This window comes from Persicimonas caeni (assembly GCF_006517175.1).
GTDB lineage: Bacteria > Myxococcota_A > Bradymonadia > Bradymonadales > Bradymonadaceae > Persicimonas > Persicimonas caeni.
In genome coordinates, this window is sequence record NZ_CP041186.1 from 1,464,726 (window position 1) to 1,481,115 (window position 16,390).

Sequence of the window (16,390 nt, forward strand, 5' to 3'; positions counted from 1 at the left end):
GGTGAGCTCGTCAAACCCTCAACCACAGGAAAAGCGAATGTTCGGATGGTTCAAAAAGAAGACCGACGACGCCGAAGAGGAGTCCGGCTACGACCGCCGGCAATTCTTGCGCGGCAGCTTCATCCGCGAAGCCCTCACCCCCGAGGGCCTCGACGACGAACCAGCCGAACAAGCCGAACAAACCGAGGCGTCCGACCAACCCCAGCCCGCCCACCAGTCCGCCCACCAGCCCGTCGACCTGCTCGCGCTGTTGAGCCAGCTCGACCCGCACAGCTCCGACCGGCAGTTGCCGCCGGGCGTCGACAAGCTGCGCTCGCGCCGGCGCGGCTCCATTCCGGTGCTGCGCCCGCCGGGCGCCGTGGCCGAGCAAGACTTCTTGCAGCTGTGCACCCTGTGCGGCGCCTGCGCCGAGGCCTGCCCGCACGACTCCATCGTGGGCGCCCCGTCTCGCTTCCGCGAGGCCGCGGGCTCGCCGATGATCGACGCGTTCAACACCCCGTGCCACATGTGCGACGACGCCCCGTGCATCGCCGCCTGCGAGCCGGGTGCCCTGCGCGACGACCTGCCCAAGAAGCTCGGCCTGGCAATGCTCCAGCAGCATAGCTGCCTGGCCTACAACAACAGCTTCTGCTCGGTCTGCGCCGAGCGCTGCCCCGAAGAGGGCGCCATCGAGGTCGAGCGCGGCAAGCCGCGCATCGTCGCCGAAAACTGCACCGGCTGCGGCATCTGCCACAGCGTGTGCCCGGCGCCTGTGAACGCGATCATGATCATGCCGAACCCGAATCGCCCAGCATCTGATTAATCGACCACGGAGCTCACGGGGACCACGGAGAAAAACACTACTAGACTCCCCCGTGCCCCCGTGCTCCCCGTGGTAAACCACCGGTGGTAAGAGATGACCCAAGAAATCGAATTCCCCGACGTCAACCAGGGTACCCTCGACGAGGCGACGCTCGCCCAGTATTTCCGGGACCTCGAGCACGCCGAGGTCTTCGCCGTGATGGTCAAAGGCGGCCCGGAGCGCTACGCCAACGCGCGCAGCCTGGAGTTGTCGGTGGGTAAGCAGCTCTTCGACAAAGGCCTGTGCCACGGCGTGCAGGTGCGCTACTTGTGGCAGGGCGAGGAGTGGTGGGACACGCTGTTTCGCACGCCGCGCGAGATCAAGCTCGTGCGTATCAAGCAGGAGTGGCCCGACGAATAGCGGACCGGAACCACCTTGCAACACGCAGTCCTTAATTGCTTATGTAGCAGGCGTTTCTCATATCGAGATTCCCCAGTGAAAGAATCCACGCCAAGCCAACCCGCCGTCGCCATCATGGCCGGAGGCCGGAGCCGACGCATGGGCCGCGACAAAGCCGAGCTCGAGCTCGACGGCCAGACGCTGCTCGAACGCGCGATCGACGCGGCGCACACGGTGTCTGACACCGTGTTGGTCATCGGCCGCACAGGTTCGCGCGACGACGTCCGATGGCTCGAGGACGACGAGCCCGGCCTCGGCCCCATCGGCGGGCTGAAGACCGCGCTCGGCCACCTCGACCTCCCTGTCGTGCTCGTCGCGTGCGATATGCCCCTGCTCGACGCCGACGCGTTGCGTTGGCTCATCGGCGAGTTCGAACGAGGCGCTGGAGAGCACGGACTCGCCGCGACCCGCGACGGCCAGCTCGAGCCGCTCTTTTCGGTCTATACGCCCGCCGTGCTCCCGCTCGTCGACGCCCAGATCGACAAAAGCCGGCGCTCACTGCGCCGGCTCATCGAAGCGGGGGATTTTGGGAGGGTCGAGGCTCCCGCGGACGTGGCGGGCAAGTTGGTGAATGTGAATACGCCCGAGGATTTCGATCGCCTCGATTTCTGACGGCTTTCTATTAGGGGCGAGGGCTGAAAGGCGCCCTCTTCAAACTACAATTTGGGGGTCGTGTCGTCGGAAGTGGTCGATTCTTGTAGATTCAGAAACCGACCATTCTCAATCACACGACCCTCAAATTGTAGTTTGGAGCTGAAAGCGCCCTTAATAGCCCTACGAAACATCAACCAAGCTCCACCCTCTCCACACCCCGCCCTCCCCTGCCCGCCTGCCACACAATCTCGACCTCGCCCGACCCATGCACCGTCCACTCCGCAAACTGCCGGTGGCCGCGGCCTGGCAGGCCGGCGTACACCGGGTTCTTGCCCGCGCTCGTGCGCAGGTTGCCCCACCCGTCGAGGTGGTCGAGCTTTTGCTCGGAGCTGTCGTGGGTGGTCATGCCGTCGCCGAGGTCTAAGCGCGTCGAGACCGACGGGCTCGAGCCGACCTTGCGGCCGTGCTCGAGGCCGCTGGTGGGCAAAAAGCCCAGGTTTTCGAGGATCAGACGCACCTTGTGGGTCTCGGGGCCGAGCTCGGTCACCTCGACCTGAGCGCGAACCTCAGGCAAGGCGCGGCGGGCGCGCTCGGCCATCTTGAAGGCCTTCATGCACTCGTCGGACAAGCACGCCGCCGGCGGGTTTCGGATGGTGCGCAGGTACTCGATGCCGCCGATCTCGACCTGGCCGAGCTGCGGGTGCTCGTGGGTGCGCCACGGCTCGATATTCTGCTCGTCCTCGGCGAATTTGGCCAACAATTGCTGCAGCTTGGCGGGCTCGGGCTTCATCAAAAAGTCGATGGGCTTGTCGACGTCGAGGTCGGCGTGGCCCAGCGGGTCCCACAGCTCGACGGTGTAGCCGGGCACGCCGAACACGCTGCTGATGGTGTCCGCCCACACGCCCACGATGGCCTGGTCGGGGTCGTACATGAAGTCGGGGTAGACCTTGAACACCTTGTAGTCGGTCCCCTCGACGACGTCCTTGGCGAGCTGCTCCATCAGGTCGATGTCGCCTTTGGTCAGCGGGGTGTCCTTGCGATACGGCTGGGTGAGGATGCAGCCCGTGTAGGTGTGCATCGTGAGCGCGCAGCCAAGGTGCGGGTGGGCGGCGAACGCGTCGACCACCGCCCGCGACTCGGGCTCGCTCAACGGGAAATTGCCCGCGTCCATGCCGAACATCGAGAACGGCTTCCACTCACCGGGGAAGTTGCGGTTCAGGTCGATGCCGAACTCACGCGGCGCGCTCGTCCACTTGACGCCGTCCCAGTTGATGAACTCGCCCTCGTCGCACAGGAAATAGGCGTCCTCGGGCTCGTCGTCCAGCGTCCGCGGGCGCATGAACGGCGCCCACTCGGGGTCCTCGACGAACGTGCCGGCCGGGTGCTTCCAGCGCATCATGCGCACCGCCCCGTCGCCGTCGATATCGCACGGGTCGAGCCCCGAGCGCACCTCACCCTCGCGCGGCGGACGCAGGCTCGAGCGGATAAACGGCGAGCCGTCGAACATCGCCTGCACGCCGTCGGGCGAGATGCACGGCATGATGACGACCTCGTGGGTGGCGAACCACCCCTGCAGCATCTCGTCGCCGGCGAGCAGGCGCTCCATCCAGCGCGACACCGTGAACAGGACCGCGCTGACGCCGGTCCACTCGCTGGCGTGGGTGCCCGCGTCGAGCCACAGCGCCGGGCGCCCGCCGCGCTCGGAGCCGTCGGGGCCGGTCTCCTTGGCGCTCAGGGTCAACAGCAAGAGCGGGCGCCCGCGGCGCGACTCGCCCATGACCTCGAGCTCGACCCACTCGGGGTGCTCGTCGGCCAGCGTGCGGCAGAATTGCTCGACGTAGTTGAAGTCGACGTAGTCGTCGGCGGCGTAGGGTGTGAACGGCATGGCGGTGTCTTGTTAGGGTTGATGATGGGTGGCGTTGGGTATTAGCGACACCGCCGGATTGTAGGGGAGTGTGTGGGTTTGTCGAGGGTGGTGGGTTGGCGTGGGGCCCCTCCGGCGGCCTTCGCCGAGGCGGAGGGGCCGCCACAACAACCACAAGATCTACTTCAAAGTCACCTCCACACCCTCCTCAAACCCAAACTCGTCGAGCATCAAAAACCCGTCGTCGTTCTTATCCCACACGCCGGCGAGCCCTTCGCCGTACTCGTTGTAATCGACGGTGTCGTTGTCGTTGGCGTCGAAGGCGTCGAAGATGTCCGCGTCGTCGAATTGCGCGGCGAACTCTTCGTTGTCGAGCCAGTTGTTGTCGTTGTCGTCCCACTCGTCGAATTCGGCGTCTTCGACAGCGTCGATGTTATTGGTCAGGACGTTAAACTCCTTCTCTTCGATGCGGTCGTTTTGGTCGGCGTCGAAGACCGTATACATGTTGTTGGTGAACTCTTTTTGGTCGAGCTTCGAGTCGTTGTTCTTGTCCCACTCTTTGAAGTACTCGCGGTCCTCGAGGCCGCGGGTCAGCTCGCGGGTGGTCAGCAAGTTGTTCTTGTCGGCGTCATAGTCGGCAAACGAGCCATACTCCTCGCCGCCCACCTTCAACATCTTCTTGTCGGCGCCCGCCTTGGGCTCGCTGACCACCTCGACATTGCCCTTGTCGGCGACCACCAAGACGTTGTCCTGCTCGGTGAGCGCGGCGCGGGTCTTGGCGTCGAGCTCGCCTTTGACGGCGTTCATGGCGTCGTCCTTGGTGTGCAGCGTGGCGGTCACGTTGACGACCGAGCCGGGGTTGACTTCGACCATCTCATCTTTGGAGACGTCGGGGGCGACCACCGTAAAGAGCTTGTTGTCCTTGTGTCCCACCCAGAAGCCGCGCTCGGAGACGACCTCGGTGACCGGCGCCTGTCCGGTGATCTGCTTTTCGAGGTTCTCTTTGGGCTCGGTGAAGGCCTTCTCGATCTCGACCTCTTCGGCGGCGGCGACCTCAGCCTCTTCGGCCTCGGGCTCGACGGTCTCAGCCTCGACGGGCTCTTCGTCTTCGACCTGCTCGCGCTGACAACCGACGGTCATCGCCGTCACCGCCAACAGGGCCAAGACCAGGCCGACGCGCCACAACCATCGCGCGCTGCGAACTACGCCGGGCAATTGGGGTTGGTTCGAAGTCTCCATGACTACCTCCTCTGGTATGCTGAGCTGCCCGGAAGGTGCCTCCAGCCTCAGAGGTCCCCCGCAGCAGGTTGGTTTCGGGAGCCAGGCGACCGACACACGGCCGCATAACTCACTGACTTTCCCCCAAAAATCGGCCGCGAGGGGTTGATGTCAATTGGAGGACGTGCGTTGTGCCACGCCGCGGGTGACGATCTGGAGGGTGTTGGCCGAGACGACGAGGTAGAACTCCTGGCGCTCCAGGACCCGGGCGGCGTACGGGTCGAGCTCGCCTTCGAGCGCGCTCAGGTCGTCGGTCTCGTGGAGTTCGCCGCTGAGCTGCAGGATGTGGCCGGCCTTGAGGGCGACCTGTTCGTACTCGCGCTCGCGAATGACCGTGAAGATGAATTGGCCCTCGCTCTCGAGCCAGAAGCCGCGCTCGGAGACGACCTCGGCGACGGTGCCCTGCCCGTAGACCGTATCGCCGTTGTAGACCGCCGGGCGGGCCACGGCGTCCTCGAGATTGGCCATGTCGTCGGTCGGCCCACCACCGTAGGGAACGCCGGTGACGACGGGCTCGCGCACGATGATGTCTTCGTCCTCGACCTCGGGGCCGCCGCAGCCGGCGCCGAAGAGCAAGAGTGCGCCGAAGGCGGCGAGCCACCGGGTGGCCGCCTGCCCCAAATACGTGCGTCCGTCGCCTGTTCGCTGCGCCATCGTCGTCCCCCTGCTTGGTGATATGGGTTGGTGGAATGGACCCCACCCCGCACCCTTGACGCTAGGTACGGCCGCAGATGCGTCAACGGTGACCCAAACGACAGCCCTGCAGGGCCTACACGCCCGCTATTGACGTGGAACTAACATTGACGGGCGGACGATTCGCTCCGTTTGCGCGAGACGGTGGCCCTGCAGATAATCCACGTGGCTATGGCCCAGCCGCACCGCCTCGCGCAAACGCCACGAGTCGTCCGCCCTTCAATCATAACTACTTCAATAGCGGGCGTGGGGCTTCTGCAGGGCGTACGTCTCGAGTCGACCCGTAGCGGGGGTCTGCTTCGGTGCGGGGGCATCTTGCCCTCGCCTCCTTCGGTGCGGGGGCATCTTGCCCTCGTGAATGTATTTAAATCGTTTTGCCCCTCGCCCCGTTTATCTCCACTGAGCAAGCCCGACCCCATCGACCGAAGGCCATCATGCGCCCGCCCAGCTTTGCCACCATCTTCGCCCTCACCGCCCTGGCCCTCGGCGCGTGCGACGCCAACGCCGAGCCCCCCGTTGCCGCGGAGCCTGCGAGAGCCTCGGCCGACGAGCCGCGACAGACCGAAGGCCCGAGCGACTCGGTCGACGAGCCCGACCCGAAGCCGGTCACCGCAGCCAGCCTGCGCGACGCCTACCCGTGGCTCTCCGGGATGGACGCCGACCTGCAGGTCGTCCCGCTCTCGCAGCGCTTCAACCCGCCTGCAGGCTACAGTCGCGTGTCGGTCGGCGAGGGATCCTTCGCCCAGTTTTTGCGCGGCCTGCCCGTGCGCGTCGACCGCACCGGCGTCCTGTCATACCGCGGCCGGCGCCTGTCGAGCCCGTCGGCGGCCATCGTCGCCATCGACGTCGGCGAGCGAAACCTGCAGCAATGCGCCGACAGCGCCATTCGGCTGCACGCCGAGTACCTGTGGAGCCGCGGCGAGGCGCAGCGCCTGGGCTATCACTTCACCAGCGGCGACGAGACGCGCTGGGAGGACTGGCAAAAGGGGGAGCGCTACGTGATCTCGGGCTCGAAGGTCGAGCGGGTGCGCCGCGGCGCGGTGGCCAACTCGCACGCCCAGTTTCGCCGCTGGCTCGACACCGTCTTCATGTACGCCGGCACCCGCTCGCTGCGCTTCGACAGCCAGCCGGTCGCAGGCCCCATCGCCCCGGGCGACTTCTTCGTCGCCCCCGGCTCGCCGGGCCACGCGGTGATCGTGCTCGACGTCGCCCGCAACGAAGACGGACACCGCGTCGCCCTGCTCGGCCAGGGCTTTATGCCCGCGCAGGACCTGCACGTCATCCGCAGCCGCGGAGACCACGTCGAAGACCGCGTCTGGTTCGTGCTCCCCAAGGAGGGCGAAAAGCTCGCCACACCGTCGTGGCGGCCGTTCTCGCGGGGTCAGGCGAGGCGTTTCGAGTAGCGTGCAAGGCGTACGTCTCGATTCGACGGCCTTGCGGGGCCCACACGCCTGCTATTGACGTGGAACTATCATTGAAGGGCGGACGATTCGCTCCGTTTGCGCGAGACGGTGGTCCGGCCGACAAGCCACGTGGCTACGGCCCTTCCGCATCGCCTCGCGCAAACGCTACGAGTCGTCCGCCCTTCAATCATAACTACTTCAATAGCGGACGTGGGCCTTCTGCAAGGCGTACGTCTCGAATCGACATCCTTGCGGGGCCCACACGCCCGCCTCCCCCCATTGACGCCCACCCCCCACCCAAATACACTCCTTTCATTCGCATCACACTTTGCCCCGGGAGGACCAAACGCGGCCGTCCTCCCCTCGAGGGGCAGTCGACGCCAGCAAGACGTACGTCCTCGGCAGTAGAGCAACGGGTTTAGCCAGTACCGTGCTTACGAGACGATTTGGGGGGCGCTCGACGCACTTACTGTATGCGCCGCGATACCTGTTTTCCGAATGGAGGACGTCATGTTCGACAAGCTCTACCCGCACCTGGAACTCTATCAGTACGGCGTCGGCAACCTCGACTATTGCCACAAGACGCTCACCCCCATCCTCGAGGGCGTCGGCGACGAGAAGATCCTCGCGCAGAACCAGCGCTTCGGCGACGCGCTCGGCGAGGCGCGTGAAGTCAAATACAACTACGAGAACCAGAAGCAGGCCGGTCCCCTGGCGCGCAAGAAGGCCGCCGCGCGCGACGTCCAGGTCGACCGCAACCTCGGCCTGGTCTACCGCAACGTCGACGGCTTCGCCCAGATGGAGGGCGACTCCGAGCACAAGACGGCCGCCCGCGAGATGCTCGAAGACCTGCTTCCCAACGGCGTGCACGGCATCATCACCCAGACCTTCGACGAGCAGCACGTCACCGTCGACGAGTTCCTCACCCGCGTGCGCCAAGACTACGCCGACACCCTCCAACTGCTGGGCACCACGCCCATGATCGACAACCTCGAGCGCCTCAACACCCGCTTCGGCGAGGAGCTCAAGGCGACCGACATGAAGAAGGTCCCCTTCTCCGACTTCAAGGCCGCCCTCGCGGTCGCCCAGGAGGAGTTCGCCAAGCTCATCTTCGTTGTCTGCGCCCACTTCCTCCACGAGCCCGACGAGCGCAACCGGGTCCTCGCCCCGGTCATCGAGCAGAACGAGCGCGTGGCCGCCTACATCAAGCGCCGCGGCACCAACCCCGAGATCGACCCGAACACCGGCGAAGTCATCGAAGACCAGGACGACGACGCCGACGACGAGCCGGTCGACACCGACGTCACCCCCGACGCCGACCCGGTGCCGGTGACCGAATAACACCCCCTCCAACGCCTCCCAGGCAGACCCGAGGCCGGAAAAAAGGGGCTCGAGCCCCTTCCTTTCCGGCCTCGGGTCGGACGCAAAGCACCCCAAGTCTCTTTTTGTCCGGCCTCAGCTCGCGCAAAGAGCGGCCCAAGTCCCTTCCAACGTGACCCTTGGTCATGATCAATCGCGCAAAATCGCTCCAAGCGTGACCCGTGGTCATGTAAGCGTCGCAAAAAATTGCTCGAAGGTGTGACCCGAGGCCGGAAAGTTTGGGCCCGAGCCCGAACTTTTCCGACCCGAGGCCGAAAAAAGTCGGGCTCGGGCCCCTCGGATCCCGACCGAACGTCATAATTTTTGCGACCTCTGCCGCGCGAATCATGACCCAAGGCCGGAAATTCTGTCGCCGAGCGCCGCGCCGCGGCACCCAAGGCCACACTTTTTGCGACCTCTGCCGCTCCAAACATGACCCCAGCCCGTCGCTACGGCCTTCTGGCCGGGTTTGACCCCAGAAACCCACGCCTTGCTCTCCGCAAGGACAACCCTTCCCCCACGGGGAAGGTGCCTCGCGCGCCTTACAGCGCGAGGCGGATGGGGGGCCTCAAGAAGCTACGCCGACGCCCAAAAGAAACCTCACACCTCGAACTCCACCCACAACGGATAATGATCCGACACGCGCCACGACATCGACGTGCGCGACAGCTTCTCGGTCACATACGGCACAAAGTCGAACATGCCCCCGGTGCGATAGCGCATGCTCAGCGCCGGCGCCTTCGACTTCTTCTCGGTGAACCAGGCGATCTGGTCGTAGAAGTGCTCCTCGTCGGGGTCCTGGAAGATCGTGCGCGGCGGCCCCACGAGCTCGTCGGGCACGGCGAGCCCGCTCGAGGTGAACGCGTTGTGCAGGTCGCCGTGCTGCTTGTCGATATTGAAGTCGCCCAGCGCGATGAGGTTATGGCCCCAGGTGTTGATCTCGCGCGCCCACCCGCCCATCCAGTCCGCAAACGCCTGCAGCTCGCCGACGCGGTCGGCGGCCTTGTCGCCGTAAATCACGTGCGTGGTCACCAGGATGAACGTCTCCCCGCACGACCGAAAGCTCACCGCATACGGCGGCCGCACGAACTGCTCGCGCATCGCAAACTCCCCGTCATTGGGCATGACCACCTCGCAGGCGAGCCCCGAGATATGGACGCGCCGCGTGTCGAACACAAAGGCGAGCCGCTCGTGATTGCCCGCCGAGGTGGCGTTGACGTCGGTCAGGATAAAGCTCCAATGCGGCCCCAGAAGCTTGAGCAGGTGCCTGAGCGCCTTCAGGTCGCTGCGCACCTCCTGCACCGCGATCACATCGAAGCGCCGCACCACCTCCCCGATAAACCGAAGCGCCCGCAGGTCCCGCTTCGGGCTATCATCCTCGTCGGCGTTCCACTTCTCCGTGAGCCCCCCAAAGGAACGAATATTCCACGTCGCGATCAACAGGTTCTCGTCGAGCTTCCGCGCCGGAATCTGCGCATCGAGCGCCTCACTCAGGCCGTCGAGCTCGCGGCGAATATCGGCAGGCGGTGCATCGGTAATATGCGGCATCGGGTCCCCCTGTGGGAGCGTAGGGTTACAAGTGATGTGCGGCTTTGGCTTTGGCTGTCCGCGTATCGTGCGCGGAGGGGAGGGTGGCGTCAATGGGGAATGAGGCCGCCCCTCGGCGAGTCCAAATCCCAGCCTTGCCATTTACACCCAACACGCCCTAAACTCACCGACAACTGACAACTCCAGCAAATTTGGGCGGGGCCCACCCACCTGTAGCTCCAACGAAGTAGGCAGTAACGCATGGACAATTTTCAGGAGAAGGTCTCCTTCATCTGGTCGGTCGCCGACCTCCTGCGCGGCGATTATAAGCAATCCCAATACGGTCGCGTCATCCTCCCCTTCACGGTCTTGCGCCGTCTCGACTGCGTGCTCGAAGCCACGAAAGACGCGGTCCTCGAGGCCAACGACAAGTACGCCGACTCGCCGGAGGCCGTGCGCCACAAGATGCTCGAGAAGGCCGCCGAGCACTCGTTCTACAACACGAGCGCGATGGACTTCGGCAAGCTCCTGGGCGACCCGAACCACACATCGAGGCGAACCTGACGAAGTATATCGCCTCGTTCTCGAAGAACGCGCGCGACATCCTCGACCACTTCCGCTTCGAGCAGCAGATCGAGTACCTCGAGCGAAACGACCTGCTGTACCTGATCGTGCAGAAATTCGCCGAGATCGACCTGCCCCCCGACGTCGTGCCCAACATGGAGATGGGCTACATCTTCGAGGAGCTGATCCGCAAATTCTCGGAGCAATCGAACGAGACCGCCGGTGAGCACTTCACCCCGCGTGAGGTCATCCGGCTGATGGTCAATCTCTTGTTCAACGCCGACGGCGACGTCCTCACCCAGGCAGGCACGGTGCGCACGCTCTACGACCCGGCCTGCGGAACGGGCGGCATGTTGGCGGTGGCCGAAGAATATCTCGAGGAGCTCAACCCCGACGCCGACCTCGAGGTCTTCGGCCAGGAGCTCAACGGCGAGTCCTACGCCATCTGCAAGTCGGACATGCTCATCAAGGGGCACGAGGCCGACAACATCAAATACGGCAACTCCTTCTCCCAGGATGGTCTGCCCGACAAGTCCTTCGACTACATGCTGTCGAACCCGCCGTTCGGCGTCTCCTGGAAGAAGGTGCGCAAGCAGATCGAGGACGAGCACGAAACGCTCGGCTTCGACGGCCGCTTCGGCGCCGGCACCCCGCGCGTCAACGACGGTTCGCTGCTCTTCCTGCAGCATATGATCTCGAAGATGAAGCGTCCGGAAGACGGCGGCTCCCGGCTGGCGATCGTCTTCAACGCCTCGCCGCTCTTCACCGGCTCGGCCGGCTCCGGCGAGTCGGAGATCCGCAAGTGGATCATCGAGAACGACTGGCTCGAGGCGGTCATCGGCCTCCCCGAGCAGCTCTTCTACAACACCGGCATCAACACCTACGTCTGGATCGTTACCAACCGAAAGGCGCCCGCCCGGAAGGGCAAGATCCAGCTCATCGACGGCACCGGCTTCTTCCAGAAGATGCGCAAGTCCCTCGGCGACAAGCGCCACGAGCTCGCCCCCGAGCATATCCGCGAGATCACCAAGCTCTACGCCGAGTTCGAGGAGGGCGACCACTCCAAAATCTTCGACAACGAGGATTTTGGTTATTACCGCATCAAGGTCGAACGCCCCCTGCGCGAGAACTTCGAGGCCACCCCCGAGCGCATCGAGCGCCTCTGGGAAGAGACCAAGTTCAAGAACCTCGCAAAGTCCCGCAAGAAGGACCCCGAGGAGCGCCAAAAGGCCATCGAGGAGGGCAAGGCGCGCCAGCAGGAGATTGTCCAGATCTTGGAGGCGATGACCGGCCGTCGCTTCAAGAACAAAAAGGCCTTCACCGAGGCCCTCGAAGAGACCCGCGAGGACCTCGGTATCTCCAAGTTCTACGTCAAGGAGAAGCGCGCCATCTGGTCCGCGCTCGCCGAAAAAGACGAAGACGGCGACATCGTCCACGACACCCAGGGCCGCCCCAAGGCCGACAGCGACCTCCGCGACTACGAGAATATCCCGCTCAAAGAGGACATCGAGGAGTACTTCGAACGCGAGGTGCTTCCGTACGTTCCCGACGCCTGGATCGACGAGGACTATACGCGGGTGGGCTACGAGATTCCGTTCACGCGGTACTTCTACGAGTACGAGCCGCCCAGGCCGTTGGAGGAGATCGAGGCGGAGATTCTGGAGTTGGAGGGGGAGATTCAGGGGATGTTGAAGGAGGTGTTGGCATGAGTGAAGTTGCCGAAGCCAGTCGCACTCCCGAAACTGTCGACCAAAGTCGAAGACACACTGGTATTCCTTGGATCGGAGAGATTCCAGAACACTGGCAGCTCCGAAGGCTGCGTTACCTTTGCAGGATCACCACGGGCGATGGCGACACGCAAGATGCTGAGGAGGAGGGGCGTTACCCATTTTTCGTGCGGTCGGACACTGTCGAGCGCTCCAATCGATACATATTTGACGGTGAAGGTGTTCTCACCTCGGGGGACGGCGCTGGTGTTGGCGAAATCTATCACCACTACAGCGGGAAGATGGCGGTGCATCAGCGCGTGTATCTTCTTCACTCGTTTGATTCAGTAGTGGGCCGCTACCTCTACTACTACATGAAGGCCAACTTCATGAAACGGGTGCAGGAGGGAACGGCGAAATCCACTGTCGACTCCTTACGCCTCCCCATGCTGCAAGACTTTCCGGTCGTGTTTCCGCCCGAACACGAACAAGAGCAACTTATCAACTTCCTCGACCAAAAGACCGCCGCCGTCGACGAGCTTATCGCCAAGAAGGAACGGCTCATCGAGCTGCTCGAGGAGAAGCGGGCCGCGCTCATCAACCGGGCGGTGACCCGGGGGCTCGACCCCGATGTGCCGATGAAGGATTCGGGCGTGCCTTGGATTGGGGAGATTCCGGCGCATTGGGATGTAGTGCAACTCCGCCGCGTAGTTGCCAACTTCGTGGACTACCGAGGAAAGACGCCGCCGAAAACAAAAAGCGGAATTCCGCTGATTACGGCTGGCGCCATCAAAGACGGTCGGATTCAGCACGAGAACGCCCCCGATTACATCTCGGAAGAAACCTACGATGAATGGATGGTCCGAGGTTTTCCTGCTGAAGGGGATGTGCTTCTTACAACAGAAGCACCTCTGGGCGAGACAGCCAGAGTAGAAGACCCGGCAATTGCTTTGGCTCAACGAATAATCCTGCTTAAGGCCAACCGCCAGTTGGCGGTGAGTGATTGGCTCTACTTCTACTTCCTTTCGGAGTTTGGCCAGGCAGAGCTCTGGAGTCGGGCTAGCGGCTCTACAGCACTCGGGATTAAGGGCGAAAGGCTTCGCCATGCATTGGTTCTTCTGCCGCCGAAAGAAGAGCAGGAGCAAATTTTCGAGCAGGTTGAAGCAGAGCTTTCTGAGTTTCACAACGTCAGGAAAAAAATCACTGAGCAACTGAAGATGCTCCACGAGTACCGCCAATCGCTCATCACCAGCGCCGTCACCGGCCAGGTCGAAATCCAAATCGAGTCTGGCGCGGCGGAAGTTTACGGAGTTGGTGAGCGAAGTTTGGTGCCGGCTAGCGAATGATTGCTGTAGATGGAGTAGCTGTCTTGATGTGACTTTGGTCGAGCACGCGCGGATTCGGGAGGGATGCTGCATGCCCGAGAATGCCGCAGGAGGGATGCATGAAGAAGAATGAACGACTGCTTCGCCTTTACGAGCTATTGTCTGAGGCGGCGGCACAAGAGCGTGAGTTCACAATTCATGAGGCGATTAAACGCATCGGCTATAAGAAGTCGACTATCAAGACCTACCTGAGCAAGAAGCTGCATTCCTACGTTAACCAATCGGCTTCGAACTCGGACTCTTACCGCATCGCAGCTCCGCTTCCGAAGTCCGAAGAGGCATTCTTGAGCCTCATGACTCAGCGTGCCAAAGCTCCTCCAACGAAGGAAGAGAACCTTGCCGCAAGTCTACTGGAACGCAGCCGTGATGCTTTCACCGGTAACCGACCGGCAGACCTCGTTCTTGAGCACCTGAGCCCCTCCCCAGCATAATCTGTGCGTCACTCACGCTAAAGGAGTCACGCATGGCATCCCCGAAGAGACGCGGCCGCCCATTCTGGTCGTCCCTCGTTCAGAAGTACGAGCAGTCCAGCGACATCACCCAGAAGGAATTCGCCCAGAAGTACGGTGTACGCACCGACACCTTCCGAAGCTGGCTGTACCGGCTGCGCCGCGAAGAAGCATCCACAGCCGGCCCATCCGCACCTCGATTTATCGAAGTCGACACCAGCCAGGTCGACCCATCGCCCCAGCAGGTCACGCTCGAGCTCGGAGAGTTGCGTTTGCATTTGACCGCGCTGCCCGACCCGGGATGGCTGGCTGAGCTCGCTGCACTCAAGGAGGCGAGCTCATGCTGACCTTACCCAGAGGAGTGCGCATCTATCTCGCCCGCGAGCCGGTCGACATGCGCAAGGGCATCGACGGTCTGAGCGCTTTGGTTCGCCAGTTCGGCGAAGACGTCTTTTCCGGCCACCTTTTCGTGTTCATCTCCAAGCGAGGCGACAGACTCAAGATTCTGACCTGGGACACCGGCGGCTTCGTCGTCTTCTACAAGCGTCTGGAGAAGGGCACCTTCAAGCGACCCAAAATCGCTGCGGCCGACGCGACCCTTCGACTCGACGCAGCCCAGCTCACACTTCTTTTGGAGGGCATCGACTTTAGCCGACTTCGACGCCCGAAATTGTGGCAGCCGCCGGAAACCAGAAATGCGAGCTAAGGGATCGACATCCGATCACTTCTGTGATCTAACCTGCTCTATGGCCGAGCGGATCGACATCCCGACCCCAGAAGACATCCAGAAGCTCGATGGTGCGAGCGCTCGGGGTCTTCTGCGTCAGCTCGCCGCGCTCATTGCCACGCTCTACGCGCTCATCGACGACTTGCGCGAGACGATCGCTCGCCAGAGCCATCAGCTCGAGCAGTTTCAACGGGCGATGTTTGGAAGCTCGTCGGAGCGACTGCCGTCGCTGAAGACCCAGCTTCGAAAGAAGCAAGCGCGCCGGGAGACTGCCGAGCAGAAAAAGGAGCGGCTGCACAGGGCGCAAAAGCGGCGCGAGAAAAACGCCGAGAAGAAGCGAAAGGCCGCGCGCAAAGAGGTGGTCGAGCATCCCATCGTCGAGCCCAATTGCCACGGCTGCGGCCGACACTCCCACCAAGCAAGCCCGCTGGCCGATGCGGTCAGCTACGAATACGAGTACGTGCCGGCGCATTTCGTGCGCCGTGAGCACCGCCAGCATCGCGCGGTGTGCGAGTGCGGCGAGTTTCTGTACGGCCAAACGCCTCAGCGGGTCTGCGAGGGCGGGATGTACGGGCCGGGGCTGCACGCCAACGTGGTGGTGTCCAAGTGTGCCGACAGCCTGCCCATCGAGCGGCAGGCAAAGCGGCTTCGCCGCGTCGGTATCCCGATGAACAAGAGCACGCTTTTGGACCTGTACCACCGCACCGCCTGGCTGTTGCGGCCGCTGTGGGCCTACTTGGTCGGCGACGTCGCCCAGAGCGCGGACGTCTCGGCCGACGAGACCCCGATTCGGGTGCAGGCCAAGGGAAAATGCCGGCGCGGATGGATGTGGACGTTTATCGCGGGCAAAAAGATAAGCTACGTTTACAGCCCGTCTCGCGGCGGCGAAACCCCGGTGCAGGTGCTCGGCGGGACCACCGGCACCCTGCAGGTCGACGGCTACACCGGCTATAACAAGGTGACCTGTCCGAGCGGCCGCGAGCGCGCCGGCTGCTGGGCACACGTGCGCCGCAAATTCTTCGAAGCGCGCTCCACGGCCCCTGTGGAGGCCGACCACATGATGTCTCAGATTTTGGAGCTCTATGGGGTGGAGTATCTTGCGGCAGACGAGCCAGTTATCGGAAGTAAGCCACATTTGCTGCTTACGCTGCGCCAGACGAAGAGCACAAAGATAATCGGCGGTATTTTTGAGTGGCTCGATGTCCAAAAGCCGCTGCATCCGCCCAAGAGCCCGCTGGGCCGCGCCATCAACTACACGCTCAAGCAGCGCGAGGCGCTCAGCGTCTTTCTGAACAATGCGCAGGTCAGCCTCGACAACAACCTGAGCGAGCGAAACCTGCGGCTCATCGCGCTGGGCCGAAAGAACTTTCTCTTCGTCGGAAATGATCAGGCCGGCGAGAACTTGGCCATCCTGCAATCGCTCGTGGCGACCTGCATCGCCAACGACGTCAACCCCCAGGACTACCTGGCCGACGTCTTGATGCGCATCCAAGACCATCCTCAGTCAGCCATTTCGGAGCTGATGCCGTACAACTGGGAGCCTCAGGATTGAGATGCGGGGCGGGTTTGCGGTAGGGTTGAGCTATGCAACGATGTCTGCC

At 63.1% G+C, this 16,390-nt stretch carries 14 protein-coding genes and 1 pseudogene; 11 read left to right on the forward strand and 4 right to left on the reverse strand.

The annotated features are described in order from the left end of the window. The first annotated feature begins 37 nt into the window (after window positions 1-37). The 3 genes from FIV42_RS05405 to mobA all read left to right on the forward strand — a co-directional run bounded on the left by FIV42_RS05405 (window position 38) and on the right by mobA (window position 1,852). Window positions 38-802 carry a 4Fe-4S dicluster domain-containing protein gene (locus FIV42_RS05405; protein ID WP_141196681.1) on the forward strand — a complete coding sequence of 255 codons (765 nt, stop codon included), beginning with the start codon at window positions 38-40 and terminating at the stop codon, window positions 800-802. Between the two features lie 93 nt (window positions 803-895). Next, on the forward strand, window positions 896-1,201 hold the full coding sequence (locus tag FIV42_RS05410; protein ID WP_141196682.1) for a hypothetical protein: 306 nt from the start codon (window positions 896-898) through the stop codon (window positions 1,199-1,201). A gap of 75 nt (window positions 1,202-1,276) precedes the next feature. Next, window positions 1,277-1,852 (forward strand): molybdenum cofactor guanylyltransferase, encoded by a 576-nt coding sequence (gene mobA / locus FIV42_RS05415; RefSeq protein WP_141196683.1) that lies wholly within the window; start codon window positions 1,277-1,279, stop codon window positions 1,850-1,852. A gap of 172 nt (window positions 1,853-2,024) precedes the next feature. Here the strand turns inward: mobA and FIV42_RS05420 are convergent, their stop codons facing one another. The 3 genes from FIV42_RS05420 to FIV42_RS05430 form a co-directional block, all read right to left on the reverse strand. Beyond that, window positions 2,025-3,719, reverse strand: a complete 1,695-nt coding sequence (locus FIV42_RS05420; protein ID WP_141196684.1) for a M14 family metallopeptidase — start codon at window positions 3,717-3,719, stop codon at window positions 2,025-2,027. A 159-nt stretch (window positions 3,720-3,878) separates the two neighbouring features. Further along, window positions 3,879-4,937, reverse strand: coding sequence for an EF-hand domain-containing protein (locus FIV42_RS05425; RefSeq protein ID WP_141196685.1), 1,059 nt, complete (start codon window positions 4,935-4,937; stop codon window positions 3,879-3,881). 150 nt (window positions 4,938-5,087) lie between these two features. Then, complete coding sequence (locus FIV42_RS05430; RefSeq protein WP_141196686.1) at window positions 5,088-5,630, reverse strand: hypothetical protein; 543 nt, start codon at window positions 5,628-5,630, stop codon at window positions 5,088-5,090. A 473-nt stretch (window positions 5,631-6,103) separates the two neighbouring features. On the opposite strand from FIV42_RS05430, the gene FIV42_RS05435 reads away from it, so the two are divergent. Together FIV42_RS05435 and FIV42_RS05440 are read left to right on the forward strand one after the other, a co-directional pair. Next, a complete protein-coding gene (locus tag FIV42_RS05435; RefSeq protein WP_141196687.1) occupies window positions 6,104-7,072 on the forward strand; it encodes a DUF4846 domain-containing protein in 969 nt (322 codons plus the stop codon). Window positions 7,073-7,582: 510 nt separating this feature from the next. Then, entirely contained in the window at window positions 7,583-8,413 is an 831-nt protein-coding gene (locus FIV42_RS05440; protein WP_141196688.1) for a hypothetical protein, read from the forward strand. A gap of 618 nt (window positions 8,414-9,031) precedes the next feature. On the opposite strand, the gene FIV42_RS05445 is transcribed toward FIV42_RS05440, so the two are convergent. Further along, window positions 9,032-9,979 carry an endonuclease/exonuclease/phosphatase family protein gene (locus FIV42_RS05445; RefSeq protein WP_141196689.1) on the reverse strand — a complete coding sequence of 316 codons (948 nt, stop codon included), beginning with the start codon at window positions 9,977-9,979 and terminating at the stop codon, window positions 9,032-9,034. A 240-nt stretch (window positions 9,980-10,219) separates the two neighbouring features. Between FIV42_RS05445 and FIV42_RS05450 the strand changes: the two are divergent. The 6 genes and pseudogenes from FIV42_RS05450 (at window position 10,220) to tnpC (ending at window position 16,341) form a co-directional block, all read left to right on the forward strand. Further along, window positions 10,220-12,231 (forward strand): annotated as a pseudogene (locus tag FIV42_RS05450) (N-6 DNA methylase). Beyond that, window positions 12,228-13,574, forward strand: coding sequence for a restriction endonuclease subunit S (locus tag FIV42_RS05455; protein ID WP_141196690.1), 1,347 nt, complete (start codon window positions 12,228-12,230; stop codon window positions 13,572-13,574). Before FIV42_RS05450 ends, FIV42_RS05455 begins: the two are co-directional and overlap by 4 nt. A gap of 98 nt (window positions 13,575-13,672) precedes the next feature. Further along, window positions 13,673-14,044 (forward strand): hypothetical protein, encoded by a 372-nt coding sequence (locus FIV42_RS05460; RefSeq protein ID WP_141196691.1) that lies wholly within the window; start codon window positions 13,673-13,675, stop codon window positions 14,042-14,044. Between the two features lie 32 nt (window positions 14,045-14,076). Beyond that, window positions 14,077-14,409: an IS66 family insertion sequence element accessory protein TnpA gene (tnpA, locus tag FIV42_RS05465; protein WP_141196692.1), complete on the forward strand. Its 333-nt coding sequence runs from the start codon at window positions 14,077-14,079 to the stop codon at window positions 14,407-14,409. Further along, window positions 14,403-14,768 (forward strand): IS66 family insertion sequence element accessory protein TnpB, encoded by a 366-nt coding sequence (tnpB, locus tag FIV42_RS05470; RefSeq protein WP_141196693.1) that lies wholly within the window; start codon window positions 14,403-14,405, stop codon window positions 14,766-14,768. The genes tnpA and tnpB overlap by 7 nt, the downstream gene beginning before the upstream one ends. Window positions 14,769-14,808: 40 nt before the next feature. Then, window positions 14,809-16,341, forward strand: coding sequence for an IS66 family transposase (tnpC, locus tag FIV42_RS05475; protein WP_168210434.1), 1,533 nt, complete (start codon window positions 14,809-14,811; stop codon window positions 16,339-16,341). Window positions 16,342-16,390 lie beyond the last annotated feature (49 nt).